Annotated in this window: 21 protein-coding genes; 10 read left to right on the top strand and 11 right to left on the bottom strand. The window is 66.1% G+C overall.

Annotated elements, in window-relative coordinates:
• Window positions 1-30: 30 nt before the first annotated feature.
• Together DS837_RS18800 and DS837_RS18805 are read right to left on the bottom strand one after the other, a co-directional pair.
• Window positions 31-477: a carboxymuconolactone decarboxylase family protein gene (locus DS837_RS18800; protein WP_149166159.1), complete on the bottom strand. Its 447-nt coding sequence runs from the start codon at window positions 475-477 to the stop codon at window positions 31-33.
• An 82-nt stretch (window positions 478-559) separates the two neighbouring features.
• Window positions 560-1312, bottom strand: coding sequence for an SDR family oxidoreductase (locus DS837_RS18805; protein WP_149166160.1), 753 nt, complete (start codon window positions 1310-1312; stop codon window positions 560-562).
• Between the two features lie 252 nt (window positions 1313-1564).
• On the opposite strand from DS837_RS18805, the gene DS837_RS18810 reads away from it, so the two are divergent.
• From DS837_RS18810 to DS837_RS18825, 4 genes are all read left to right on the top strand, one after another.
• Window positions 1565-3199 (top strand): winged helix-turn-helix domain-containing tetratricopeptide repeat protein, encoded by a 1635-nt coding sequence (locus DS837_RS18810; protein ID WP_247890019.1) that lies wholly within the window; start codon window positions 1565-1567, stop codon window positions 3197-3199.
• A 420-nt stretch (window positions 3200-3619) separates the two neighbouring features.
• On the top strand, window positions 3620-3802 hold the full coding sequence (locus DS837_RS32390) for a hypothetical protein (RefSeq protein ID WP_211102315.1): 183 nt from the start codon (window positions 3620-3622) through the stop codon (window positions 3800-3802).
• 31 nt (window positions 3803-3833) lie between these two features.
• Window positions 3834-5510: an ABC transporter ATP-binding protein gene (locus DS837_RS18820; RefSeq protein ID WP_149166162.1), complete on the top strand. Its 1677-nt coding sequence runs from the start codon at window positions 3834-3836 to the stop codon at window positions 5508-5510.
• Between the two features lie 95 nt (window positions 5511-5605).
• Window positions 5606-6109 carry a DUF5872 domain-containing protein gene (locus DS837_RS18825; RefSeq protein WP_149166163.1) on the top strand — a complete coding sequence of 168 codons (504 nt, stop codon included), beginning with the start codon at window positions 5606-5608 and terminating at the stop codon, window positions 6107-6109.
• Between the two features lie 35 nt (window positions 6110-6144).
• On the opposite strand, the gene DS837_RS18830 is transcribed toward DS837_RS18825, so the two are convergent.
• Window positions 6145-6366 (bottom strand): hypothetical protein, encoded by a 222-nt coding sequence (locus DS837_RS18830; protein ID WP_149166164.1) that lies wholly within the window; start codon window positions 6364-6366, stop codon window positions 6145-6147.
• Window positions 6367-6741: 375 nt separating this feature from the next.
• On the opposite strand from DS837_RS18830, the gene DS837_RS18835 reads away from it, so the two are divergent.
• The 3 genes from DS837_RS18835 to DS837_RS32400 all read left to right on the top strand — a co-directional run bounded on the left by DS837_RS18835 (window position 6742) and on the right by DS837_RS32400 (window position 9609).
• Window positions 6742-9072, top strand: coding sequence for a tetratricopeptide repeat protein (locus DS837_RS18835; protein ID WP_149166165.1), 2331 nt, complete (start codon window positions 6742-6744; stop codon window positions 9070-9072).
• Between the two features lie 76 nt (window positions 9073-9148).
• Window positions 9149-9406, top strand: coding sequence for a hypothetical protein (locus DS837_RS32395; protein WP_211102317.1), 258 nt, complete (start codon window positions 9149-9151; stop codon window positions 9404-9406).
• Window positions 9403-9609 (top strand): hypothetical protein, encoded by a 207-nt coding sequence (locus tag DS837_RS32400; protein WP_211102319.1) that lies wholly within the window; start codon window positions 9403-9405, stop codon window positions 9607-9609. Before DS837_RS32395 ends, DS837_RS32400 begins: the two co-directional genes overlap by 4 nt.
• Before the next feature lie 135 nt (window positions 9610-9744).
• Here the strand turns inward: DS837_RS32400 and DS837_RS18845 are convergent, their stop codons facing one another.
• Window positions 9745-10941: a M14 family metallopeptidase gene (locus DS837_RS18845; protein ID WP_149166166.1), complete on the bottom strand. Its 1197-nt coding sequence runs from the start codon at window positions 10939-10941 to the stop codon at window positions 9745-9747.
• Between the two features lie 441 nt (window positions 10942-11382).
• On the opposite strand from DS837_RS18845, the gene DS837_RS32115 reads away from it, so the two are divergent.
• Window positions 11383-11523 carry a hypothetical protein gene (locus DS837_RS32115; protein WP_170295902.1) on the top strand — a complete coding sequence of 47 codons (141 nt, stop codon included), beginning with the start codon at window positions 11383-11385 and terminating at the stop codon, window positions 11521-11523.
• Between the two features lie 70 nt (window positions 11524-11593).
• Here DS837_RS32115 and DS837_RS18850 read toward each other — a convergent pair whose 3' ends face one another.
• Together DS837_RS18850 and DS837_RS18855 are read right to left on the bottom strand one after the other, a co-directional pair.
• Complete coding sequence (locus tag DS837_RS18850; RefSeq protein WP_149166167.1) at window positions 11594-12262, bottom strand: hypothetical protein; 669 nt, start codon at window positions 12260-12262, stop codon at window positions 11594-11596.
• Window positions 12259-13659, bottom strand: coding sequence for a selenium-binding protein SBP56-related protein (locus DS837_RS18855; protein WP_149166168.1), 1401 nt, complete (start codon window positions 13657-13659; stop codon window positions 12259-12261). The genes DS837_RS18850 and DS837_RS18855 overlap by 4 nt, the downstream gene beginning before the upstream one ends.
• 340 nt (window positions 13660-13999) lie before the next feature.
• On the opposite strand from DS837_RS18855, the gene DS837_RS18860 reads away from it, so the two are divergent.
• Window positions 14000-14392 carry a nuclear transport factor 2 family protein gene (locus DS837_RS18860; protein WP_149166169.1) on the top strand — a complete coding sequence of 131 codons (393 nt, stop codon included), beginning with the start codon at window positions 14000-14002 and terminating at the stop codon, window positions 14390-14392.
• Window positions 14393-14829: 437 nt separating this feature from the next.
• On the opposite strand, the gene DS837_RS18870 is transcribed toward DS837_RS18860, so the two are convergent.
• On the bottom strand, window positions 14830-16317 hold the full coding sequence (locus tag DS837_RS18870) for a SulP family inorganic anion transporter (RefSeq protein WP_149166170.1): 1488 nt from the start codon (window positions 16315-16317) through the stop codon (window positions 14830-14832).
• Window positions 16318-16828: 511 nt separating this feature from the next.
• On the opposite strand from DS837_RS18870, the gene DS837_RS18875 reads away from it, so the two are divergent.
• Window positions 16829-18847 carry an ELWxxDGT repeat protein gene (locus DS837_RS18875; protein ID WP_149166171.1) on the top strand — a complete coding sequence of 673 codons (2019 nt, stop codon included), beginning with the start codon at window positions 16829-16831 and terminating at the stop codon, window positions 18845-18847.
• Between the two features lie 177 nt (window positions 18848-19024).
• On the opposite strand, the gene gyrB is transcribed toward DS837_RS18875, so the two are convergent.
• The 4 genes from gyrB to DS837_RS18895 all read right to left on the bottom strand — a co-directional run bounded on the left by gyrB (window position 19025) and on the right by DS837_RS18895 (window position 25203).
• A complete protein-coding gene (gyrB, locus tag DS837_RS18880) occupies window positions 19025-21508 on the bottom strand; it encodes a DNA topoisomerase (ATP-hydrolyzing) subunit B (protein ID WP_149166172.1) in 2484 nt (827 codons plus the stop codon).
• 102 nt (window positions 21509-21610) lie between these two features.
• On the bottom strand, window positions 21611-22789 hold the full coding sequence (gene recF, locus DS837_RS18885; protein WP_149166217.1) for a DNA replication/repair protein RecF: 1179 nt from the start codon (window positions 22787-22789) through the stop codon (window positions 21611-21613).
• A gap of 140 nt (window positions 22790-22929) precedes the next feature.
• Window positions 22930-24060 carry a DNA polymerase III subunit beta gene (gene dnaN / locus DS837_RS18890; RefSeq protein ID WP_145627058.1) on the bottom strand — a complete coding sequence of 377 codons (1131 nt, stop codon included), beginning with the start codon at window positions 24058-24060 and terminating at the stop codon, window positions 22930-22932.
• Between the two features lie 261 nt (window positions 24061-24321).
• On the bottom strand, window positions 24322-25203 hold the full coding sequence (locus tag DS837_RS18895) for an SDR family oxidoreductase (protein ID WP_149166173.1): 882 nt from the start codon (window positions 25201-25203) through the stop codon (window positions 24322-24324).
• Between the last annotated feature and the right edge of the window lie 47 nt (window positions 25204-25250).

Below are 25250 nucleotides of genomic sequence, written 5' to 3' on the forward strand. Positions count from 1 at the left end.
CGCCACGCCACCGCTCCCATCCGCATCGGCTCAGGCCTTGGCGGCCACCGGAAGACGGAAGGGGGCACCCAGCCGGTTGAAGGCGTTCATCGCAGCGATGGCGATGGTGAGATCGACCAGATCCTTCGGCTCGAACGCCGCTGATGCCGCCGCATAGGCGGCGTCGGACGCGTGGGTTTCGCTGACATGCGTCACCTCCTCGGCCCAGGCCAGGGCCGCGCGCTCCGTGTCGGAGAACAGGTGCGGGACCTCCTCCCACACCGGCACCAGCGTGACCTTGTCGATCGACATGGTCTTCCGGAGGTCGCGGCTGTGCAGATCGATGCAGTGAGCGCAGCCGTTGATCTGCGAGACCCTGAGGAACACGAGGTGGATGAGTTCCTCGGGCAGGTTGGTGCGCTTCGTGACGTAATGATGGACGCCGAACAGAGCCTTCGCGCCGTCGGGCGCAACCTCGTACCAAGCCAAGCGTGCCATGTTCTTTGCCTTTCCTATCATCAATTGATTGCGGTTCCCGCTGCGCCGGCCCATGGCCGCCGCCGGGTGTCTTCGAAGTCCTTCAGCGCGCGGCCTGTAGGACGAGCCAGTCCTCGAACCGGATGGCGCCGAGGCGGGGGTTCCGGCCGGGGGTCAGCGATTGATCGTTGAGAACGTCGCCGAAGTAGCGCGCGTGGATGTCCGGCACGACCTTGCGCGTGTCCTTCGTCGCCTGCAGGAAGCGCCGGACCAGCTCGTCGAGTGGGATCGCCTCCGGACCGGCGACTTCGAGCGTGCCGTTGACCGGCGACGCGAGCGCGACCTCGGCGAGGGCCGCCACCACGTCGTCGGAAGCGATCGGCTGGATCAGCGCCGGCGACAGGCGGATTTCCCCGTCGACCGTGGCCGACTGCGCGATCCCGCCGACGAATTCGAAGAACTGCGTGGCGCGCAGGATGGTGTGGGGAATGCCCGACGCCTTGATGAGGCGTTCCTGGGCGACCTTCGCCCGGAAGTACCCGTTGTCGGGAAGCCGTTCACTGCCGACGATCGAGAGGGCGACGTGGTGGCGGACACCGGCGGCCGCTTCGGCGGCGAGCAGGTTGCGGCCCGAGGTCTCGAAGAAGTCGAGGACGGCCTTGTCCTCCCAGACCGGCGCGTTCGTCACGTCGACGACGACAGCGGCTCCGTCCATCGCCTGGGCCAAGCCCTCGCGGGTGATGGTGTTTACGCCCGTCTTTGGCGAGGCTGCGAGCGCGTCGTGGCCGCGCTCGCGGAGGGTCTGCACCAGCTTCGATCCGATGAGGCCGGTGCCTCCGATGACGACGATCTTCATGGGGGCTCTCCGCTTCTCGACGGAAACCAGCGCCGTCGATGGAAGGGAGAATGCCTGCGCACGCCGGGGAAGTCCTTGCGGCGGGCTTGAATTGCCCTCCAAGGACGCTTGGATTTCCGTCCAAGGAGGCCATACGGTGCCACGTGCCTCGACGCGAACGGTGCAGCCGGCGACGCGCCGCCGTGCTATCAAGGGCGCACATCGTTCGCCCGTCGCCCCGGACAGGGTGGCGAGGACGCTCGGTCCAGGGAGGTGCGGGCCTTGCCGTTCCGTTTCGGAGAGTGTGTGCTCGATCAGGAGCGCCGGGAACTGACCCTGCGCGGGCAGGTCGTGGGCGTCGGCCCGCAGGTCTTCGACCTGCTGCTGCATCTCGTCCGCAACCACGACCGCGTCGTCAGCAAGGACGATCTGCTGGAGGCGGTGTGGAACGGACGGATCGTCTCCGAATCGACCATCACCAGCCACATCAACGCGGTTCGCAAGGCCATCGGCGACAGCGGCGGGGAGCAGCGCCTGGTCCGCACGGTCCCCCGCAAGGGATTTCGCTTCGTCGGGGCGATCGAAGGCGGGGCGGCCGAAGTCGGGGCGGCCGAAGTCGGCGCGATCGGGGAGACGCCGCAGCCCGGCGGGTCAGGCATCGCCAGCCGCGCCTCCAGCGAAGGCCGGGAGACGCCGTCCGCACCGGTCCTGCCGGGCAAGCCCTCGATCACCGTGCTGCCGTTCCAGAACCTGAGCGGCGACCCGGAGCAGGACTATTTCGCCGACGGCGTGGTGGAGGACATCATCGCCGCCCTGTCGCGCATCCGCTGGCTGTTCGTCATCGCGCGCAACTCGAGCTTTGCCTACAAGGGCCGGGCGGTGGATGTGACGGACGTCGGCCGCGAGCTGGGCGTCCGTTACGTGCTCGAGGGCAGCGTCCGCAAGGCCGGGAACAGGGTGCGCATCACCGGGCAGCTCATCGACGCGACGAGCGGGATGCATCTCTGGGCGGAGCGCTTCGAAGGCATGCTCGATGACCTTTTCGAACTGCAGGACCGGATCGCCGAAAGCGTCGTCGGCGCGATCGCACCGCAGCTCGAGCGGGCGGAGATCGAGCGCGCCAAGCGCAAGCCGACGGAAAGCCTGGACGCCTACGATTACTATCTCCGCGGCATGGCGAAGCTGCACAGCGGAACCCGCGAGGCGATCGACGCGGCGCTGCCCCTGTTCCACAAGGCGACGGGCCTCGACCCGGAATTCGCATCGGCCTATGGCGGGGCGGCCTGGTGCCATCTCTGGCGCAAGGTGAACGGTTGGATGACCGACCGCCCCCTGGAGATCGCCGAAGGGGTGCGGCTGGCGCGGCTGGCGGTGGAGTTCGGCCGCGATGACGCGGTCGCGCTGACGAGAGCCGGGCACGCGCTTGGCCACTTCGCCGGCGATCTCGATGGCGGCATCGCGCTCATCGACCGGGCCGTGCTGCTCAACCCCAATTTCGCCCCCGCTTGGTTCCTCGGTGGTTACCTGCGCGCTTTCCGCGGTGAAACGGAAAGCGCGAGTGAGCATTTCGCCCATGCCGCCCGCCTGAGCCCGCTGGACCCGGAGATGTTCCGGATGCAGGCGGGGACGGCGCTCGCGCATTTCTTCGCCGGGCGCTACGATTGCGCCGTGGCCTGGGCGGACAAGGCGTTGGGGAACCTGCCCAGCCTTTTGGTCGCCATCGCCCTGACGGCGGCGAGCCACGCGCTGGCTGGGCGGACGGAGGACGCGCGGCGGACGATGCAGCAAATGCGCGCGCTCGACCCGTCCTTGCGCGTCTCCACTCTCAGGGAGTGGCTGCCGATCCACCGTCCCGAGGATCTCACGCGGTTTGCGGAGGGGCTAAGGCTGGCTGGGTTGCCCGAGTGAGCTCAGCCCTTCTCTCCCCGCCGGGCATGCTTCTCCGAAGCAGCCCGGTGCCGAAGGACGTGCGCATCGTCACCCTGACCCACCACCCCGGTGCATTCTGCCAAACAAGCCACCCATCGCCCATCGCCATCCGTCCACACTCCACCGCTCCTCGCCCGCGGAGCAGGACATCAAATAAGAATGCGACTTGTTCGCAATTCCATTTTGTCCTATAGGTTTGGCGGCTCGGGGGAGGATTCGAGGCCCCGCGGCGGCTGGCGGTCTTCGATCAGGCGGGGGAGGGCGGGCTGCACGTCATGGCGTCGCCCGGCCGTGGCGAGGTCGGCCGGCGCAACCGCTGAGCTATGTCCCCACCGACTTGCGGGCGTGGTCGCGCACGGTGAACGTCCGCCGGCTCACCCATCTCGACCTCCATTTGACATGTCCGTCCTGGGGGACCGTTACGTCGATGGGCTGGACATCCGGGGCATGAACCGGCCACGGCTGAACTTCGCCGACGAGCGCCTGTTCGCTCTGGTCCGCCTGTTCGCCGCGGTGCTCGCCGGTCCCTATCTGGTCCGACTGCTCGGCCGGTCCGACGCCCGCACCATCGCCTTCCCCTGACCCTTTCCGCCGTTCCGCAATGAGAAGAGCCATGCTTCGCCGTTTCCTCTCCTACTACCGTCCCTTCACCGGCCTGCTGGTCCTCGACATCGTGTGCGCCGTCCTGTCGGGCTTGCTGGAGCTGGGATTCCCGATGGCCGTGCGCGCTTTCGTGGACCAGCTCCTGCCGACCCAGGATTGGCCGCTGATCGTCGCCGCCACGGTGGCGCTGCTGGCGATCTACATGGCGAATGGCGGGCTGATGGCCATCGTGACCTACTGGGGCCACATGCTTGGCGTGAACATCGAGACGGAGATGCGCCGCAAGAGCTTCGACCATCTGCAGAAGCTCTCCTTCAGCTTCTACGACAACAACAAGACGGGCCATCTCGTCGGGCGGGTCACCCGCGATCTGGACGAGATCGGCGAGGTGGCGCACCACGGTCCCGAGGACCTGCTGATCGCGGTGATGACCTTCGTCGGCGCCTTCACGCTGATGGCGGTGGTGCATCTGCCGCTGGCGCTGATCACCGCGGCCATCGTTCCGGTGATCGCCTTCGTGACCAGCCGCTACGGCGGGCGGATGACGAAGAACTGGCAGTCGCTCTATTCCCGCGTCGGCGACTTCAACGTCCGCATCGAGGAGAATGTCGGCGGCATGCGGGTGGTTCAGGCCTTCACCAACGAGGACCACGAGCGCAAACTGTTCGCCGAGGACAACGACCGCTACCGCACCACCAAGCTCGCCGCCTACAAGATCATGGCGGCCTCGACGACGCTCAGCTACATGAGCATGCGGCTGATCCTGATCGTCGTCATGCTGACCGGCGCCCATTTCGTTCTGGTGGGCGAGCTGACCCAGGGCGGCTTCTTCGCCTTCCTGCTGCTGGTCAACACCTTCTTCCGCCCGATCGAGAAGATCAACGCGGTTATCGAGACCTACCCCCGCGGCATCGCCGGCTTCCGCCGCTACACCCAGCTCCTCGACACCCGGCCGGACATCGCGGATGCGCCGGGCGCCGTCCCGGCCCCGGCGCTGAAGGGCGACATCCGCTACGAGGGCGTGTCCTTCGGCTACGACCCGGCGCGCCCGGTGCTGAAGGGCGTCGATCTGTCGATCAAGGCCGGTTCCACCGTCGCTTTCGTCGGGCCGTCGGGCGCCGGCAAGACGACGATCTGCTCGCTGCTGCCGCGCTTCTACGAGGTCATGGAGGGGCGCATCAGCATCGACGGCATCGACATCCGCGCCATGACGCTGGCCTCGCTGCGCCGGCAGATCGGCATCGTCCAGCAGGACGTGTTCCTGTTCGGCGGCACGATCCGCGAGAACATCGCCTACGGCCGTCTCGGCGCCGGCGACGCGGAGATCATGGAGGCGGCGCGGCGGGCGCATCTGGACGGGCTGATCGCCTCGCTGCCGGAGGGGCTCGACACCATCATCGGGGAGCGCGGCGTGAAGCTATCCGGTGGGCAGAAGCAACGCCTGACCATCGCCCGCATGTTCCTGAAGAACCCGCCGATCCTGATCCTCGACGAGGCGACCTCCGCGCTCGACACCCGGACCGAGCGGGAGATCCAGAAGTCGCTGATGGAGCTGGCGGAGGGGCGGACCACCCTGGTCATCGCCCACCGTCTGGCGACCATCCGCAACGCCGACGAGGTCTATGTCGTCGGCACCGAGGGCGGGCTCCAGCGCATCACCCACGAGGAGCTTGCGGCGCGCGGCTGATCGCGCCGCGTCCCCGGCCATGGAAACGGTCCTCGGCGCGGCACCATTGCCCCATCGCCCTGTTTGTGGACGTGAGACACAGGCAGGAGGGCGACATGGCATCCCGCGCCGAGCGCACCGACCCCCGTATGTGGGAGACGGTGAAGGCAAGCATCCTGAAGGGCGACAAAGGCGGTGAGCCCGGCCAGTGGTCCGCCCGCAAGGCTCAAATGGCCGTTCAGGAATACAAACGGCGCGGTGGCGGCTATACGGGGCCGAAGAGCGCGGGCAACAGCCTGAGCCGGTGGACCGACGAGGAGTGGGGCACGCGCTCCGGCAAGCCGAGCGCGGAAACGGGGGAACGTTACCTCCCCCGGCAGGCCCGCGAACACCTGTCCGAAGCGGACTACCGGCGCACCAGCGACAAGAAGCGCGCCGACACGACGAAGGGCAGGCAGTTTTCAAAGCAGCCCGACGACGTTGCCCGGAAGACGGCGCCGTTCCGGCATCCCGCCGATGGGAACCGGACCCGCGCGGCCCTCTACGAGAAGGCAAAGCAGCAGAACCTGCCCGGCCGCTCCCGCATGAGCAAGGAGGAGCTGCAAAAGGCGCTCTCCTGACCCAATCTCTTGACGCGGAGAGGGCCGTACACGGGTTACTCGCGCATCAGCTTCGGCAGGTCCATGGCGACCCGGCCGACGTCTTCGCGGCGCAGGCCACGAGCGGCCAGTTCGGCCCGGCTCAAGGCCGACAGCTCACGATAAACGGTGTAGGCGGCGGATGCCTCGAACCAGGCGCTGACGAACTCACGAACGCCCTTGACGATCCCCGACAGCCGGCCGTCGTGATCGATGTGCGATGCGGTGGTGTAAGCCATGGTCCGTCTCCTTCATGTCTGGTGCAGAAGACCTTACACTGGCATACCAAATACCTGATACGCTGAGTGTGCAACGCAGCGCGTCAGAAAAATTACAGCTATTTCAAGCATTTGTTCGGCCAATTGTCAGCAGCGCCAATCATCGGCGCGCTGCTCATCACACCGCTTCTGATTGGCTCACCGCGTCCAGGGCATGGGCGATGCCGTCGTCGCCGAGGTCTGTCGGGCAGGGCTGCGTTGGCCGGAATCCGTTCGACAGGTGTCGCAGCCTCATGGTTTAAGAACACGTGACACGGCGCAATTTCGGGTCCTTGTTGTTGGAGCCGGAATCAAGTCCTGGTCGAGGGTGCGGAGGCAAGCGGGCGGGAACTCTCCATGGCGACGGTGCGGGAAGCGCTGGGACTTGCGGTCGAGTATCATCTTCAGGGGGGACTGACGGAGGCCAGGGAGCTATACGGCCGAATCCTTGCTGTCGAGCCGGACCAGCCTCATGCATTGCACCTGTTGGGCGTGCTCGACGGGCAGGAGGGCCGCCCGGTGGAGGCGATGGCGCAGATCCGTCGGGCCATCGCCAGCGCTCCGGGCATTGCCGACTTCCACGCCAACATCGGCAAATTGGCCATGGCGCTGGGCCGAACGGACGAGGCGGTCGCGCTCCACCGCCGGGCGCTGACGTTGTGCCCTGGCCATCCGGATGCGCTTGCCGGTCTGGCGCCGGTGCTGGCCGAGGGTGCTCCGACCGACGAGGCCGTATCGGTGCTCCGGCAACGACTGCGCCTGACGCCCGAGGATGGCGGCCTGTGCTTCTCCCTCGCGCGGATGTTGCGGGCAAGGGGAGAGGCGGCGGAAGCAACGGCGGCCTATCGTCGTCTCATCGTGCTCGACCCCACCCATGTTGCGGCCTGCAACAACCTGGGCAATCTGCTGCGCGCCGGCGGTGCCGTGGAGCAGGCGGTGGCCTCCTTCCGCTGCGCCACGCGGCTTGCGCCCGGCTCTGCGACGATGCCGGTCAATCTCGGCGCGGCGCTCGCCGAACTCGGACGCACCGAGGCGGCGACGGCGGCGTTCCGTCGGGCGATCGCCTGCCAGCCCGACAACGGCGACGCCTATTTCGGGCTCGGCAGCGCGTTCTCCGGACCTTGCCCATCCGACGGCTTGCGGGTGATGAGCCATGGGTTGCGCGCCGCCCCGGACCATCCTGGGTTGCTGTATGCGCTGGGAGTGCTCCACGCCGGCCGGGGCGAAGACACCATGGCCACCGGCTTTTGGGCCCGGGGGGTGGAGGTGGTACCGGAGGATGCCGCCTGCCGCATGGCCTTGTGTGTCGGACAACTCCGCCACGTCTATGCCGACGGAGCGGAACTGGCGTCCCGACGGGAAGCCTACGCGCGCCACCTCGCCGCGCTCGACGGGCTGATCGGCCCCAGCGCGCCGATTGAGGCGCGGCTGAGCGCCTGCGACCTTGCGGGCTCGCATCTGCCCTTCCTGCTGGCCTACCAGGGCATGGACAACCGGACTCTGCAGGAGACCTACGGCGGCATCGTGGCGGGGCTGATGGCGGCGCGTCTGGGGAGTCGCATCCCCACCACCCCGGAAACGCCCCGTGCCTCCACACGTCCCCGCCCGGCCCGGACGCGGCTGCGGGTCGGGATCGTCTCGTCCTATTTCCACGACCATTCTGTCTGGCGGGCGATCCTGGCCGGCTGGCTGACCCGGCTCGATCCGGAGCGGTTCACCCTTCTGGGATACCATGTCACGGGGGAGCAGGATGCGTGCACCGCGCTGGCCGCATCGCGTTGCGCGGTGTTCCGGCGCGGACTCGGTGTCGTGGAGCGCTGGGCGGAGACCATCGTCGCCGACCAGCCCGACGTGCTGCTGTTCCCCGAGGTCGGCATGGAGCCCATGACTCATCGGCTCGCGGCGCTGCGCCTGGCAGCGGTGCAGGCCGTGGCGTGGGGGCACCCCGACACGACGGGGCTTCCCACTCTCGACCATTACCTGTCGGGCGATCTGCTGGAGCCACCCGATGGAGACGCCTTCTACAGCGAGCGTCTGGTCCGGCTGCCCAACCTCGGTTGCCATGTGGAGCCCACGCGGCGGCCCGTCGTGTCGGTCACGCGCGGCCGGCTTGGCCTGCCCGGCGGGGCGCCCGCCTTCCTGTGCAGTCAAAGCCTGTTCAAGTATCTGCCGCAGCACGACCATGTGTTTCCTTCCATCGCCGCCGCCCTGCCCGGCAGCCGGTTCCTGTTCTTCCGGCACCGCCAGGCCACCGTCACCCGCAGCTTGGAAGACCGGCTGGAACGGGCTTTCGCCGTCCAGGGCCTCGACAGCCGGGAATATTGCGTCTTTGCCGACCAACTCGACCATGACGCGTATCTCGCCACGCTGCGGGTGATGGACGTCTATCTCGACAGCATCGGGTTTTCCGGATTCAACACGGCCTTGCAGGCGGTGGAGGCGGGGCTTCCGGTGGTGACCGCGCGGGGGCGCTTCATGCGCGGACGGCTTGCCGCCGCCCTGCTGGACCGCCTCGGTATGGCCGATGCCGTTGCCAAGAGCCCGGACGACTTCATCGAGGACGCCATTTGTCTGGGGCGGGACCCGGCGGCGCGGACCATTCGGAAAGCCCGCCAGACCGCCGCGCTTCCCACCGTCTATCGCGATCAGGCGGCCATCGTCGGACTGGAGCGTTTTCTGACGGGATAGCCCCGACGGCGAGGCCGGTGGCGAATCCTTTGATCAGAATGTTCGGCGACGGGGGCCAGATCCTGCCGGTGTGCCGATGCCACACGAAAAGCCTGACGAGGTCTGGATCGTGCGCATCAACCCCCAGGAGTTCTATCCGGCTTCACCAAACATTGGCCTCGAGGACATCCGGGAGCGGGAAAACAATCTGGCCGGCAACCTGTCGCTCAACCAGGAGCTGGGCGCCATCATGACGATCAACCAACGGATCGAGCGCAATGGATTGAGCGGCACGGAAACGAGCGTCCCCCGCTGGACAACCACAAGATCGTCGCGGTCCGGACCGTCAAGATGACCCGCGATACCGCCTGGGGCCTCAAGCACACCTCGAAATTCAACCGCTGCCCGGACTGCTTCGCGATGCTTCGCGAGGAAGGGCAGACCGTCACCGAACGGTGGCTGGCGGACTGGCGGAGGCTCGGCAAGGACTTCCCCCGCTATCCCAACGACGCGCGCTACCCTGAGCCGACCCAACCTCCATCGCGCGAAGTTTCCTGAGATTTGAAACAGCGTGCGGTTGGGCCCCTATGACTTCTATTGTCATCAACACGCTCGGACACCGATAGGCGTCGGAACCCCATACCGAAACACAGGCTGGCAGTCCGCGATCATGCCAAATCCATGGCGCGCCCCTTATTCGGGATAGGTTTCGACGTCCTCCGGCGCCACCTTGTTGAAGAGAATAAATACCAGAGGGTTGCCGGGTTCGGACATTGCATCGCTGCGCTGCCCCGTTACCTCTCCGGTCACACCGCTTCTATACTCCGCAACCACTTCGCCGAAGCTGTTGCGCTGGATGGCCACCGGCTGTCCAGGTTCGACCTTGTCGTTGAGCTTGACCAGATGCTGGATGATCCCTCCCGCAGTGGCAAGGATCGGGAACGCACTGTTGCCGATGAAGACAGCCACGTCCTTGCTTGTACGCCCCATTGGTCCGGCAACGATGCCGTGATGCTTGAGGACATTCATCGTGCCCTCCACGAACAGGGGGATCATCGTGAGGTCCAGCACGCGCGCGGCGCCGATCTCCGGCGTGAAGGACGGGATACCCAGGTCCATGAACGCGTTGTGCAGGACACCAGGATAGACATGGTTGTCGAAGATCTGGCCGACGGGATAGAGTTCCACCATCGCCTTGACCTCGGGCACATCCATGCCGGCAATATTGAATGCGGTGACCTCAAATCCGGTTGTTCCGGTGTGAAAGTCGATCGCGAAGTCAGCGTTCGGCCGCAGCAGGCGGTTGAACAGGAGCCCGGCGTGTCGGCTGGGTGCGGTGGCGCCGTCTTCGTTTCCGGGCCATTCCCGGTTCATATCAATCAGGTCGATGCCTCTGCCCTGATTGGGCCATCTGCGCTGCATGCTTTCCAGGGCCGGGCGGGACACGTCCGCAACCGCCATCACCGTGCCCGACATTTGCGCCGGATCGAGCTGGTCCATTACGGTCTGCACCGTGTGTATGGAACTCATTTCGTCACCATGCACGCCGCTGACCAGGACACCGCGCTTGCCCGGCTTTGCTCCCCTGGCGACCGTCACGGAGACATACCAATGCTGTCCGGTGGGCATCTCGACACCTTGGAAATACAGAAGGTGCTTCTGCCCGGGCGTCAGGTCGTTGACGTCGAGCTTGCTGACGACTTTCCTCCCGTCGATGACATCACCGACATAGACCGTCCCTTGTGATGCCGGAACGGCAGAAGAGGCAGAGTTATCCTGCGCATTGACAATACTGGCATTTGTGGCGAGAGCAGCCGACATGCCGGCCGTGACTATGGGCGCGAGCATGAAGTCTCGACGGTCGAGGACTTCCTTGGGCTTGTTCGGCATGGTCGGAAATCCTTGCTTGGAAAGCTATTTCCTGATCGAAGGCACGATCCGTCTTGCACACGAAAATAAGAGTTATGTGAATGTAGAAAAGCAAGAAATGTCCGCCTCAGCTCCAAAATCACTCACTGATGATATTTACCACTAAGATCCGCAAGTGGCGCTCCGCAAAATGGCCGTCGTGGATCGACCGATACAGCTCCACTTCTCTCCTTATCGCGCGATACACGATCCAAGTGATCGGCATGCTACCGACAAAGTTCAGCCTACACACTGCCACCGACGCATTCTGCATCATCGGTGGCGGGAATTTCATTGTACGTTCTCTTCCTCGTTTTTACGACGGGTGGAGCTGGTCGGTTGCAGCACACAACGCACCTGACCGGGACAGTCCGCAAAGCGCGACGGCCCGGTTGGTGGCCTTCTTTCCTGTAGTGGCCCCAAATGGCGCGCTGGAAAGGTGTCCTCGGCGACACGCCGCGCTTCCACTCCGATCAGGCGCAGGCCACCGAGGTCGCCGTTGGCGTCGCGGCCCTCAACCGTATGCTCGACCTCGGACGCCCTGAATCCGTTCGCGTTGCCTGAGCGCCAACGGGGGGCGATCTCTTGCTCCGCTCACCTCGCTGCAACACACCGTCGGTAGCGCCAAAGCCAGTCATTTCAGGAGGAGGAGACCAATCCCGGTGCCGATCAAAGCGCCCGCCCACACCAGATCGAAATTCACCCAGCCACGGCGCAGGATACCGAGCCCGACGGTCTCGAAGACCACCAGCCCCACGATCGCGATTACCACCAGCATGGCCGCCATATGCACCAGGACGACAGCCAGTCCGGCGGCCGCCGACCCGAGTGCGGCAATCATGCCCGTCATCTCGGCTCCCGGTCCACACAGCGACAGCGCCATCAGTTGGGCCGGCGCGAGCATGCCCAGCAGCAGGGGCAGGATCATCAGCCCGGCCCCGTGCGCCGATGCCATCAGGAACGACCACAGCGCCAGCCCGGCAAAACCTGTGCGCATGCCGACCCGCACCCGATGCCGGTAGCCACGCACCAGCCGATAGCCACCAAGGCCGATCAGCACCGTCACCGTGGCCGGCTTCAGGAGATCTGGCGGGATGACCAGTTGGACCATGGTAAAGCTGATCACCACCACCAGCACTGACAGCGCGTGGCCCAGCGCGATGGGTGGCAGCGCCTTGACCACTGCCCCGCGGCGGCCTTCCTGAAGTCCGAGAGCTACGGCGAAGAGCCACCCCATGGCCGGGTTGACTCCGTGGAAGGCGCCGAGGCCGATCAGCGCCAGCCACTGCCACGCATCGCTCATGGATAGCAGTACGAGTCCGAGGACGCGTCGCCGCCTTCCAGCCGGATCTGGTGTCCGCGGAAACCGTCGTCGAACCGCAGGAAGAACCGCTCGTCGATGCTCAGGCCACCCTCCGGGGAGGCGTCGAGCTTGACCATCCAACTCTTGATGCCCTCGGGATAGAACTGCTCATCCCAGCTCCGGTACAGCGAGTTGGTGAAGTAGACCCGTTTGCCGTCACGGCTGACCTCGACCATCTGCGGGCCGCCGTTCAGGTCTCCTTCAGCACTTGGATGTCGGCTGCGCCCGACGATCCCGCCCAACCGGACCGAGCCGGTCAGTTTGGGTCGGAAGGGGTCGGAGACGTCGTAGCGTTGCATCTCTCCGGTGCCCCAGCACGACACGTACAGCCAACGGTCGTCCAGCGACAGGTCGATGTCGGTGACCAGCGGCGGCACCGCCTTGAAGCCTTTGAGAATGGGTGGCAGTTGATCCGGATCGGCCGGTTCAGCCGGGATGTCGATGACCTTCCGCATCGCCCACTGGCCGCCGTCGCGATGCCACAGCCAGATCGACGAGGAGAGATCCTTCAGATTGACCACAGCGTTCATGAAGCCATGCGCCTTGGTCGGATCGTGCGCCGGGCGCAACTCCAGTGCCAGCTGATACTCCGGACCCAAATCGATGGTCTGCCGATGCCGGCGGCGGTGCAGGTCCCAGAAGTGGACTTGTCGACCATACTTCGCACCCAGCAGAAGGTCCGGGTTGAGGCCGTCCTCGATCATGTCGGGCGTACCCCATTCGCTGGTGATCATCGTATCCTGGCCGAGATGCCACCAGACGTCGTAAGAGAGGAACTGCGGGCCGCGGTCGATCTCCCATTGGCCGAGCACGTCGAACGTCTCATGGTCGATAAGGAACACACCGCCCGGCCCACCGCCATTGCCCCCGCCGTTGCCGAGCGCGCTGACATAGATGCCCTCGGGACCGCAGTGCAGCGTGTGGGGGCGGGAATAGTTGGCGCGGGAGGCCAGTTGTTCCGGCTCGATCACCTTGACGATCTTTGGATGGGCTGGGTCCGCCTTGGTGTCCACGATGTGAATGCGCGAGGACCGCAGCCCCGGTACGATGAGGTAGCGGCGCTCGACGTGCGGATGAGGCGCGTAAGGGCACAAAGCGGAACTGCAGGCGTTCCAGCCGAAATGATGCAACTCATCGCCGACATTTGGCATGTCGAGGCGGCTGATGATCCGGCCGTACCCCGAAGAGCCGGGATCGACGTCGACGACACCGAGGGCATCCGGGCGGGCGGCGGTGTCCGTGTTCAACATCGCCACATAGGCCAGCCGCTCCGGGGGAGCTTGCATCGCCATACGTGGAGACGGATAGAAGCTGGGATCGGGGGTCCAGGTGGCCATGGAGGAACCTCTCAAGTCGCCACGCGCCTAACAGGGAGGGTATCGCGACACAGAGGTTCATGATGCGAAGGAAAGGGGCTTGTCGGTTCTTCCATAAGTGGGTTTAGTCATCCCTATTTTGGTTCAGAATAATTGGGATAAACGCATGATGATCAGGTGGTGCTGGAACCCCGGCGCGTCTTATGCGCCTCCACATCCATTGGTCCCACGCCGATGGCCTGATCCGCGGGCTCCGTGAACGCGAGGACGGCCGTTCTATACCCATCCGCGCTGCGGACTTGCCGCATCCAGAGGCGTATTTTGGCGCTTTCGCACCTTAACTTTCCCATGGAGGGGTGCCATGACCACGTCGGCAGCGAAAACCATCGATTTCAGTGACCTGAAACGAGCCATCGAATGCAGCGATGCCGACACACTGGTCCAGTTTTATACCGATGATGCCGAGATGATCATCGTCGATCGCAACCGTCCGCCCAGCGCGCCGATGACGCTGTTGGGCAAAGAAGAAATCACGGCATTCTGGCGCGATGTCTGCTCCAGGAACATGACGCATCGTGTCGGTCGAGAGGTGATTGGGGTGGACCGCGCCGCATTCGTTGAGGAGTGCGCCTACCCTGACGGGTGCCATGTGATGTCGGCGATGACCCTCGAGCTGCGCGACGGTCGGATCGCCCGGCATCTTACTGTTCAAGCATGGGATGAGGTCAGCTGCGCGCCTGGTCGAACGTCCTGAAGCCTCCCTCCTATCCCATCGACGGTTCCGTCAGCTCTCACGCCAGGACTGGCGAGTGGGCGCCGGGCGGCCGGGACGTCCTGCTTGCGCTTGGTCGCCGGCCGCACGACGTTGCGCACCTCATCATGGGCGCGGCAGAAGCGGTGAGCGCTGTTCGGCTGGTGGAAGCCGCGCATCGGCCGTGTGCGCCCTTTCACCCCGCGGTGATGTTGCTCCAAATGGTTGTTTTGTACTTGGGGGCGGTTGAGCGGTCGGCGACGCCGGGCGATGACCGCCAGGTCGTCGGGGCCGAGGGTGTCATGGCGGCTGAGGCTGCCGGTGAAGTCAGGGCGCGCGGCGGACTCCTCCCGTCGGCCCAGGCGGCATGGTCACAAACGCTCGGCGTGTAGGCTGAGCCGTCCACCAGTGTCAGCCGGCATGTCATTGCCCATCCTCCTTCAATGGGCCGGCAGGCGCTCCATGGCACCCGGTTTGTCGTGAATCGCCAGCTTGTCCACGATGGTTTCGCTGGCACGGTTCAGGCCGACGATCTCGACCTCGGCCCCTTCCCGACGGAATTTCAGCACCACCATGTCGAGCGCGGAGACGCTGGAGATGTCCCAAATGTGGGCGCGGCTGACGTCGATGGTGACCGTCTCCAGCGCCTCCCGGAAGTCGAAGGTGGCGGTGAAGGTTTCGGCCGAGGCGAAGAACAGCTGTCCCTCGACGGTGTAGGTGCGTGCGGTGCCGTCATCCGACAGGACGGAGCTGACGCGGAACAGTTGGGCCACCTTGCCGGCGAAGAACAGGCCGGACAGCAGGACGCCGATCAGGACGCCGATGGCGAGATTGTGCGTCGCCACCACACCAACGACGGTCGCCACCATGACGATGCTGGAACTGCGCGGGTGCGTCCGCAGGTTCTTCAGCGAAACCCAGCTGAAGGTGCCGATCGACACCATGATCATGATGGCCACCAGCGCCGGCATGGGGATGAGGCGCACCCAGTCGCCCAGCACGACGATCAGGAACAGCAGGAAGACGCCGGCGCAGAAGGTGGAGAGCCGCCCCCGGCCGCCCGACTTCACATTGATCACCGACTGGCCGATCATCGCGCAGCCGGCCATGCCACCGATGAAGCCGGTGGCGACGTTGGCAATGCCCTGTCCGATGCACTCGCGGTTCTTGTCGCTGCCGGTATCGGTCAGATCATCGACGATGGCCGCCGTCATCAGGGATTCAAGCAGCCCGACCACCGCGATCCCAGCGGAATAAGGCAGGACGATCCACAGTGTCTCGAAGGACAGCGGCACCTGGGGCAGCAGGAAGACCGGCAGGGTTGAGGGCAACTCGCCCATGTCACCCACGGTGCGCACATCGAGGCCGAACGCGACCGACAGTGCGGTCAGCACCAGAATGCACACCAGCGGCGATGGGACCGCGCGCGTCACCCGCGGCACCAGATAGATGATGGCGAGGCCGCCGGCGACCATGGCGTAGGTAAGCCAAGTGACACCGATGAGTTCCGGCAACTGAGCCAGGAAGATGAGGATGGCCAGGGCGTTGACGAAGCCGGTCATGACCGATTTCGACACGAAGCGCATGAGGACGCCCAGCCGCAACAGGCCGCAGCCGACCTGCAGCACGCCGGCCAGCACGGTCGCGGCCAACAGGTATTGCAGACCATGGTCCTTCACCAGGGTGACCATCAGGACCGCGGTGGCCGCGGTTGCGGCGGAGATCATTCCCGGCCGGCCACCGACGATCGCGATGATCACGGCGATGGAGAAGGAGGCGTAGAGCCCGACTTTGGGATCGACTCCTGCGATGATGGAAAATGCGATGGCCTCCGGGATGAGGGCCAGGGCGACGACCAGCCCGGCAAGCACGTCACCGCGCACGTTGCCGAACCACTCCGTACGGAGTCGTTGCAAATTGAATGTCATGAAGCTCGTGGAAAAGGAGGGGCGCGGCGGCTCCAAAGAAGCCGGCCGGCATCACGGCAGGATGTGTGAAGGCGCAGCGTCCGCCACATGACGATCATCCCCAGGCGACCCAGCGGGGTCGGAGGACACTAAAGCGGATCGGTCAAGGCGGCGTATTGCGGTGCGGCATGCACCTTCCCTACCAGATCACGCTGATCGGAGCAACCAGGGACATGAAAGGCTTACCGTGTTTCGACACTCCGCAGGAGCCCGATCCCGCTTGGGATGTCATCGGACGAAACCTTCCGTTGCAGTTCGGCACAGCTTGGAGGACAGAGGCTCTTGGTTTGTCCCCTTAACGTATAATCACGCCTGGCTTATGGCGCGTCCCCATCAGGGACCATACACAGTATAAAATTATCAAGACTATAATAATGAAATAATATGACTATGTTTAGGACGTGTTCATCCCAAAATTGTCATTCTGCAACATGCAATCTTCTGATCAATGCTTCGTCCGATTGGAGGGGGCATGTCACTAACGAAGATCGCTGTCTTCACGGCCACGATGCAAAACACGGGCGCTGAACTTTGGGCCACCGACGGCACGCCGTTGGGAACGCGCCTTATTGCCGACATCAGACCCGGCGAGGAGGGAAGCGCTCCCCAGGACGCTGTCGTTGCCGGCGGCAAGGTATTCTTCACCGCCGACGACGGCCTGTACGGACGCGAACTCTGGGTCACGGATGGCACCAGCAGCGGGACCCGGATGTTCGACGCTGCGGCCGGCGCCGCATCAGGCACCCCGGACGACCTGACTGTGGTCGGCGACCGGCTGTTCTTCACTGCGGACGATGGGATCCACGGCCGTGAACTGTGGGTGAGCGACGGAACCGCGGCGGGGACGCGGATGGTCGCTGACCTCATGCCAGGGACACAAGGGTCCTCCCCATCGGCGTTGACAGCTGCACACGGCCGGATCTACCTGCACGCAGACGGTGACACTCAGGATGGGATCTGGAGTTCCGATGGCACCGCCGCCGGAACTCTCCTCTTCCATGAGATGGCGCCGCTGCCCTCCTGGTCCCACGGCATAACGCTGGTCAGCATGAATGACGGAGGGGTGGCCTTTCACGAGGGGACGGCGTCCTGGCCTTCCAAGCTCACCTTCGTCAATGGCAATGGCGCCGCGACGGCATTCGCGAACCTCATCCCCGACAGCGGGGCCGTCCGCTATTCCTCCTCGCCCGAGGGGATCGTGGTGTCAGTCACGAATGTGATCGACTGGACCGGGAGCATGGAGTGGCCTACCGCCGTCCGTCATTCAACCTTCTGGGTCACCGATGGCACGTCCGAGGGCACGCGCTATCTTGGCGACCTGACCATGCAGGGCTGGGACCTTGAGCGGATCGCCGGCGTGCGTGACGGCCATGTGGTGTTCACAACCGACATGGATACCTACCGGGTGGAACAAGGTTCTGCCTCGCTGATCGGAATTCTGGAGGAGGCTACTGGCAAGGTAAGCTTTCTGCCGAGCCAGGAACTCGCCAACCCGCTCGGATGGCTCGATACGGGACTGCCCGGCGATGATGGAGATCGCCTTCTCTTCTTAGACGAAAGCTATTGGTCGGGCTCGCAACGCCTGCTGGCGAGCGATGGCACAGCTGGGGGCACCGCCGAACTTCATCAGAACGATTGGATGTACCAGGACATTGAGATTGCCGGCGGCCGGGCCTTCTTTCTGACGGACCAGAGCGGAGCCAATCCCGCTGCTCTGTGGGTGACCGATGGCACGCCCGAAGGCACACACAAGGTGCAGGACACATCGGGGGGAGCCTTCGGCGACAAGCTCCTCGGGGATCTTGATGGCCACATGCTGGGGTTCGATCGTGATTACGCCGCCAAAACCGATCGGTTCTTCCTGTCCGACGGCACGACGGACGGCACCATCGTACTCGCGGAGCTTCCCCCTGGAACAGGGAACGACTATTGGGATCACACGGCCAAGCTGCTCGGTGTCATCGCAGCACCGGACGGTATCCACCGAGGATCTGAAGGCAACGACACGTTGCTGGGCGGAGATGGTGCGGATCGGATTCATGGATTGGGTGGTGACGACCACATCTTGGCCGGTGCCGGGGACGATCGGTTGAACGGCGGCGCCGGCGCAGACTTCATCGACGGGGCGGAAGGTGCCGATCGCCTTTATGGCATGTCCGGGCGGGATGTCCTCGTGCCGGGGGCTGGGCGCGACATTGTGGATGGTGGTGTCGGCGATGATGTGCTGCTTGCCGAGCGGGACGGCGAGAGCGACCAATTCTTCTTCGCCCCAGGCAGCGGCGCTGATGTGCTGACCGCTCTCGACCCGCTGCTGGACGTCATCATTCTGAAGGGATTCGAGCAGGACATCGGTACGGCGCTATGGCGGGCAGAGCACGTCATCGAATTGGGGGGAAGCGTGCATGTCGATCTCGGAGGCGGAGACAGCATCCTCGTCCTGGACGCGATCGCACAGGACCTCCGCTTTACGGTCATCGACCCAAGCCTCTAACTGCAGTGGCCCGAGATCCTTGGCGGTCGGACCCGAGTGAGAAAGGGCGGACCCGATTGGATCCGCCCTTAGCTTTCTACCCGTTCTGGATGCGGAATCCGCTTCCGCTCAGGCGCAGCCTTTCTCAATCATAGAGTTCGGTTTCTCAAACTTTGCGTTAAGGACCACAAGAACTACTTACACATCCAGGTTGGCGACCTTCAGGGCGTTCTCCTGGATGAACTCGCGGCGTGGCTCCACGATGTCGCCCATCAGGGTGGAGAAGACCTCTTCCGCCTGGTCGGCGTGGTTGACCTTCACCTGCAACAGCGAACGCTTGGCCGGGTCCAGCGTGGTTTCCCAGAGCTGGTCGGGGTTCATCTCGCCAAGGCCCTTGTAGCGCTGGATCGTCACGCCGCGGCGGCCCAGCTCCATCACCGTGTCGAACAGGGCGACGGGGCCGGTCAGGCTGCGGCTCTCCTTCTGCTTTTCGAAGGCGCGGCCCGGCTCGGCGTAGACGCGCTTCAGGTCCGCCGCGATGGCGTCCAGCTTGCGGGCCTCGGCGCTCTTCAGCAGGTCGGCGTCCAGATGATGGCGGTGGGTCACGCCGCGGCGCGTCCGCACCAGCGCATAACCGCCCTGGAACAGGCTCTCGCCGCGCCAGCCGCCTTCCACGTCCAGCGCGTTCAGCCGGGCAGCCACCGTCTCGGCCGCCTGCTGCGCCTGGGCGGTGTCCTGCGACAGCGCGACCGACAGGGCGCCGCTCACCGCCGCCGATTCCACCACCGACAGGTTGCCGGCCTTGCGGGCAAGCGTCTCGATGTGCAGGCGGGCGCCGCGCGCCTGCTCGACCATCTCGCGCAGCGGCTCGCCGGTCAGCAGGGAGCCGTCGGCGGGGCGCACGGACAGGTCGCCCAGCGCCGCCTCGATCAGATACTCCTCCAGCGCCCGGTCGTCCTTCAGGTACCGCTCCTTCGCGTTGCCGCGCTTGATGCGGTAGAGCGGCGGCTGGGCGATGTAGAGGTAGCCGCGCTCGATCAGCTCCGGCATCTGCCGGAAGAAGAAGGTCAGCAGGAGCGTGCGGATGTGGCTGCCGTCCACGTCCGCGTCGGTCATGATGATGATCTTGTGGTAGCGCGTCTTGTCCGGGTTGAACTCGTCGCGCCCGATGCCGGTGCCCAGCGCCGCGATCAGCGTGCCGATCTCCGCCGAGGACAGCATCTTGTCGAAGCGCGCCCGCTCCACGTTCAGGATCTTGCCGCGCAGCGGCAGGATGGCCTGGAACTGGCGTGACCGGCCCTGCTTGGCCGAACCGCCCGCCGAATCGCCCTCCACGATGAAGAGTTCGGACAGCGCCGGGTCGCGCTCCTGGCAGTCGGCCAGCTTGCCGGGCAGGGACGCGATGTCGAGCGCACCCTTGCGCCGGGTCAGCTCGCGCGCCTTGCGGGCGGCCTCACGGGCGGCGGCGGCCTCGACCACCTTCTGGACGACGCGCTTGGCGTCGGCCGGATGCTCCTCGAAATACTGGGCGAGGCATTCGCCGACCACCGCCTCGACCACCGGGCGGACTTCGGAGGAGACCAGCTTGTCCTTGGTCTGGCTGGAGAATTTCGGGTCGGGCACCTTCACCGACAGCACGCAGGTCAGCCCCTCGCGCGCGTCGTCGCCGGAGAGGTTGACCTTCTCCTTCTTCGCGATGCCCGACTCGTTGGCGTAGTTGTTGATCGCCCGCGTCAGCGCCGCGCGGAAGCCGGCGAGGTGGGTGCCGCCGTCCTTCTGCGGGATGTTGTTGGTGAAGCAGAGAGTCGTCTCGTGGTAGCTGTCGTTCCACTGGAGCGAGCATTCCACGGTGACCACGCCGCCATGCTCGGTCGGGCGTTCCGCCTTGATCGAGATCGCCGGCTTGTGCAGTGGCACCTTGGAGCGGTCGAGCCAGTTCACGAAGGCTTCCAGACCGCCTTCGTAATGCAGGTCCTGCACCCTCGGCTCCACCCCGCGGGCGTCGGTCAGCACCAGCCGCACGCCGGAGTTCAGGAAGGCCAGCTCGCGCAGCCGGTGTTCCAGAGTCGCGAAATCGAATTCGGTGTTGGTGAAGGTGTCCTTGGACGGCAGGAAGGTGACCTCGGTGCCGGAGAGCGGCTTCTGCCCGCCGTTGCCGTCGTCCACCATCGGAGCCGGGCCGACGTCGGCCAAGCGGGCATCGGCGACGCCATGGCGGAAGAGCATGAACCATTCGCGGCCGTTGCGCCAGATGCGCAGCTCCAGCGTTTCCGACAGGGCGTTCACCACCGACACGCCCACGCCGTGCAGGCCGCCCGACACCTTGTAGGAGTTCTGGTTGAACTTGCCGCCGGCGTGGAGCTGGGTCATCACGACCTCCGCCGCCGACACGCCCTCTTCGGAGTGGATGTCGGTGGGGATGCCGCGGCCGTTGTCGCGCACCGTGACCGACCCGTCGGCGTTGAGCTGCACCACGACCGCGTCGCAGTAGCCGGCCAGCGCCTCGTCGATCGCGTTGTCCACGACCTCGTAGACCATGTGGTGCAGTCCGGAGCCGTCATCGGTGTCGCCGATGTACATGCCCGGACGCTTGCGCACGGCGTCCAGCCCGCGCAAGACGGTGATCGATTCCGCGCCGTAATCCTGCTGCGGGAGGTCGTTCTTCAGTGCTTCCTGTGCCATGGCTCGACTATAGCAGACTGCGTTGGGTTTCGGCGGAATACCGTACTTCGGTCGGTGATTTTCCGGGCTTTTGAGCCCTTTTTGAGCGCCCATTTTCGAGCGCTAGGCCGGGGTCACGGTCGCATCCTCGATGTGGAAGCGTTTGGCGGCACCGCCGAGCGGCCCGAAGACCGAATCGTCGGTGCCGGTCATCCAGGCCTGGGCGCCCAGCGCCAGGATCTCGTCGAACAGCGCCTCGCGCCGCTGCGGGTCCAAATGGGCGGCCACCTCGTCCAGCAGCAGCAGCGGGGCGGCCCCGCGCTCCGCCGCCAGAAGGCGGGCGTTGGCCAGCATGATGGCGATCAGCAGCGCCTTCTGCTCCCCGGTGGAGCAGAGCGCCGCCGGCATGTCCTTCTGGGCGTGGCGCACCGCGAGGTCGCTCTTGTGCGGTCCCAGCGTGGCGCCGCCGCCGTCCGAATCGGCCCGCCGGCTGTCGCGCAGCGAGCGGCGCAGCGCGTCCTCGGCGGCCAGCGCCGGGCCGTCGTCGAGCCAACGCTCCACCGTGCCCTGCACCGTCAGGTCGGCGCCGGGGAAGGGGCCGACGGCCCGCCCGCAGGCGGCGCGCAGCCGCTGCACCACGTCGCGGCGGGCGGCGGCCACGGCGACTCCGGTTGTCGCCATCTGGTCCTCCAGCCCGCTCAGCCAGCCCTCGTCGCCGTTCCAGCCGCGATGCCCCTCGCGCAGCAGGCGGGCGCGCTCGCGCAGGGCGTGCTCGTAGCGGCTGAGCCGGCCGGCGTGGGCGGGGTCGAATCCGAAGACGAGACGGTCGAGGAAGCGACGGCGCCCGCTGGAGCCCTCCAGGAACAGCCGGTCCATCTGCGGGGTCAGCCAGACGACGGCGACATGCTCGGCCAGCACGGTCTGGCCCTTGGCGGGGTGGCCGTCCACCCGGACGACGCGGCGGTCGCGCTCGGCTCCGGACGCCGCTTGGGCGCTGAGCTCGCGGCCGGTGCCGATCTCCACCGGGCCGGTGGGGGTGTCCAGCACGGCGGCGACCGCCCAGCCGGCGCCCGTGCCATTGCCAGCGCTGCCGCCGATCCGCTCGACCTCCGACAGCTTGGCGCCGCGCAGGCCACGTCCGGGGGCGAGAAAACTGACGGCTTCGAGCAGGTTGGTCTTGCCGGCGCCGTTCGGTCCGGTCAGCACCACCGGGCGGTGGTCGGGCTCCAGGCGCGCGCTGTCATAACCGCGGAAGCGGGTCAGGGTCAGGCGCGTCACCGCCAAAGCGGCCGGAGTGTCCATCACGGGGACGGGATAGGGCGAAGTCTGTCTGGCGTCGAGCAAAGCGTCCGATCCGGGATGCGAGGACCGGGCCGCCGCACCCCGTCAAACACGGGGTCCGGAGCGCACCGGTCCGAAAAGCGCCGATCCGTCCGGACCGGTCACACACGCATCGGCATCAACACGTAAAGGGCCGTGGGGTCGGCAACGTCGCGCACGATGGTCGGCGACGCGGCGTCGGCCAGCGAGAAGCGCGCGCCCTCGCCCTCGATCTGCTGCGTGATATCAAGCAGATAGCGAGAGTTGAAGCCGATTTCCAGGGGGCCTTCCTGGTAATTGACTTCCAGCTCCTCGGTGGCGCTGCCGGCCTCGGGGCTGGTGGCGGACAGGGTCAGCGTGCCGCGGGTCAGCGACAGCTTCACCGCCCGGCTCTTCTCGGTGGAGATGGTGGCGACGCGGTCCACGGCGGCGGCGAACAGCTTGGCGTCCACCTCCATCGTCTTGTCGTTGCCGACCGGGATGACCCGCTCGTAATCCGGGAAGGTGCCGTCGATCAGCTTGGAGGTCACGACCACCGAGTCGAAGGCGAAGCGGATCTTGTTGTCCGACAGCGACAGCTCGATGCGGTCGGCGGCCTCGTCGATCAGCTTGCGGATCTCGTTCACGGTCTTGCGCGGAACGATGACGCCGGGGATGCCGGCGGCCCCCTCCGGCAGCGGCATCTCGACCCGCGCCAGACGGTGGCCGTCGGTCGCCACGGCGCGCAGCACCGGCAGCTCGGACCCGCCGGCCTTGGCCTTGGCGGCGTGCAGATAAATGCCGTTGAGGTAATAGCGCGTCTCTTCGGTCGAGATGGCGAAGCGGGTGCGGTCGACCAGCGCCCGCAGATCGCCCGCCGTCAGGTCGAAGCGGTGCGGCAGGTCGCCGCCGGAGAGCTGCGGGAAATCGTCGATCGGCAGGCAGGACAGCTTGAACTGCGACCGCCCCGCGCGCAGCGTCAGGATCGTGCCGTCGCCGCCGATGTCCAGCTCCACCTGGCTGCCGTCGGGCAGCTTGCGCACGATGTCGTACAGCGTGTGGGCCGGGGCGGTGGTCCCGCCCGCGCGGGTCACCGTGGCCGGGACCGTTTCCACGATCTCCAGGTCCATGTCGGTGGCGGCCAGCGACAGCTCGCCGTCGCTCGCCCGCAACAGCACGTTGGACAGAATGGGGATGGTGTTCCTGCGCTCCACCACGCTCTGCACATGACCAAGGGACCGGAGAAGGGCGGCGCGTTCGATGATGATGTTCATGCTGGTCGTCGTCTCGGCAGGTCGTGTTTTTTGCGATTCGCAGGCGTACCCATGCCGGTCCGGCCACAATCCAGCGGGCCGGAACGGGGGCGCATGATACCACAACGTCGGTTCTGCCGAACCAAATTCGTTCGGCGCGGTCGAGCGGTCGCCGGAAACGACGATTCCAGCCCATCCGGAGGCCCGTGACGCCCCCGCCGGGTGCCGCCGTAGGGGGAATACGGCCGGAACGAGAGGGTGTCGATTCGCGTCCCTGCGACTCTAGCGCCCGCCTTCCGCCGCGAACTGGGCGTCCAGCCCGGCGCGGTAGTCGGGGTAGGTCAGTTCGACGCCGAGCTGGCGCTTGATGCGGTCGTTCTTCACCCGGCGGCAGTCGGCGTAGAAGCTGGCGGCCATCGGCGACAGTCCGGCCTCCTCGAAGGGCACCAGCGGCGGCGGCTCCACCCCCAGCAGGCCGCAGGCGTAGCTCACCACCTCGTGGGAGGGGGAGGGCAGGTCGTCGGCGACGTTGTAGACCGCGCCCAGCGTCGGCTTGTCCATCGAGGCGCGGAGCGTCGCCGCGATGTCCTCGACATGGATGCGGCTGAACACCTGACCGGGCTTGTCCACCCGCCGGGCGGTGCCGTCACGCACGTTGTCCAGCGCGCTGCGCCCCGGCCCGTAGATGCCGGCCAGCCGGAAGAGATGCATCGGCACGCCGTACTGGCGGTAGAGGTTCAGCCAACCGCGCTCCGCCTCGACGCGGCGCTTCTGCCGCTCGCCGGTCGGTCGCAGCCACGCCGCCTCGCCGACCCAGTCGCCCTTGGTGTCGCCGTAGACCCCGGTGGTCGAGAGATAGCCGGCCCAGTCGAGCGTCCGCAGGTCCGCCAGATCCATGGCGTGCTGGTCGAGCACCGGGTCGCCCCGCTCGTCGGGCGGGACGCTGACCAGCAGGTGGGTGGTGCCGGCAAGCGCCGCGCGGGCGTCCTCCAGCGGTCGTCCCCGGTCGAACAGGAACGCCTCGACGCCCTGCGCCTCCAGGGCGGCGCGCTTGTCCTCGCCGCGGCAGGTGGCGGCGATCCGCCAGCCCTCGGCCCTCAGCCGGTCGGCGAACACGCGGGCGGTGAAGCCCAGGCCGAAGACGAACAGACGGGGTGAAGCCATGTCTTGCGGGGTCCTTGCGTCGGGAGCGGCAATGACGGAGTGTAAGG

Origin of the sequence: Azospirillum brasilense (genome assembly GCF_008365405.1) — a bacterium.
In the GTDB taxonomy this organism is placed as follows: Bacteria; Pseudomonadota; Alphaproteobacteria; order Azospirillales; family Azospirillaceae; genus Azospirillum; species Azospirillum brasilense_D.

Excerpts from the sequence above, each read along its gene's own strand:
- DS837_RS18800 (WP_149166159.1), bottom strand. The coding sequence starts at position 477 with ATGGCACGCTTGGCTTGGTACGAGGTTGCGCCCGACGGCGCGAAGGCT.
- DS837_RS18805 (WP_149166160.1), bottom strand. The coding sequence starts at position 1,312 with ATGAAGATCGTCGTCATCGGAGGCACCGGCCTCATCGGATCGAAGCTG.
- DS837_RS32390 (WP_211102315.1), top strand. The coding sequence starts at position 3,620 with ATGTCCGTCCTGGGGGACCGTTACGTCGATGGGCTGGACATCCGGGGC.
- DS837_RS18820 (WP_149166162.1), top strand. The coding sequence starts at position 3,834 with ATGCTTCGCCGTTTCCTCTCCTACTACCGTCCCTTCACCGGCCTGCTG.
- DS837_RS18825 (WP_149166163.1), top strand. The coding sequence starts at position 5,606 with ATGGCATCCCGCGCCGAGCGCACCGACCCCCGTATGTGGGAGACGGTG.
- DS837_RS18830 (WP_149166164.1), bottom strand. The coding sequence starts at position 6,366 with ATGGCTTACACCACCGCATCGCACATCGATCACGACGGCCGGCTGTCG.
- DS837_RS18835 (WP_149166165.1), top strand. The coding sequence starts at position 6,742 with ATGGCGACGGTGCGGGAAGCGCTGGGACTTGCGGTCGAGTATCATCTT.
- DS837_RS32395 (WP_211102317.1), top strand. The coding sequence starts at position 9,149 with ATGCCACACGAAAAGCCTGACGAGGTCTGGATCGTGCGCATCAACCCC.
- DS837_RS32400 (WP_211102319.1), top strand. The coding sequence starts at position 9,403 with ATGACCCGCGATACCGCCTGGGGCCTCAAGCACACCTCGAAATTCAAC.
- DS837_RS18845 (WP_149166166.1), bottom strand. The coding sequence starts at position 10,941 with ATGCCGAACAAGCCCAAGGAAGTCCTCGACCGTCGAGACTTCATGCTC.
- DS837_RS32115 (WP_170295902.1), top strand. The coding sequence starts at position 11,383 with ATGGCGCGCTGGAAAGGTGTCCTCGGCGACACGCCGCGCTTCCACTCC.
- DS837_RS18850 (WP_149166167.1), bottom strand. The coding sequence starts at position 12,262 with ATGAGCGATGCGTGGCAGTGGCTGGCGCTGATCGGCCTCGGCGCCTTC.
- DS837_RS18855 (WP_149166168.1), bottom strand. The coding sequence starts at position 13,659 with ATGGCCACCTGGACCCCCGATCCCAGCTTCTATCCGTCTCCACGTATG.
- DS837_RS18860 (WP_149166169.1), top strand. The coding sequence starts at position 14,000 with ATGACCACGTCGGCAGCGAAAACCATCGATTTCAGTGACCTGAAACGA.
- DS837_RS18870 (WP_149166170.1), bottom strand. The coding sequence starts at position 16,317 with ATGACATTCAATTTGCAACGACTCCGTACGGAGTGGTTCGGCAACGTG.
- DS837_RS18875 (WP_149166171.1), top strand. The coding sequence starts at position 16,829 with ATGTCACTAACGAAGATCGCTGTCTTCACGGCCACGATGCAAAACACG.
- gyrB (WP_149166172.1), bottom strand. The coding sequence starts at position 21,508 with ATGGCACAGGAAGCACTGAAGAACGACCTCCCGCAGCAGGATTACGGC.
- recF (WP_149166217.1), bottom strand. The coding sequence starts at position 22,789 with ATGGACACTCCGGCCGCTTTGGCGGTGACGCGCCTGACCCTGACCCGC.
- dnaN (WP_145627058.1), bottom strand. The coding sequence starts at position 24,060 with ATGAACATCATCATCGAACGCGCCGCCCTTCTCCGGTCCCTTGGTCAT.
- DS837_RS18895 (WP_149166173.1), bottom strand. The coding sequence starts at position 25,203 with ATGGCTTCACCCCGTCTGTTCGTCTTCGGCCTGGGCTTCACCGCCCGC.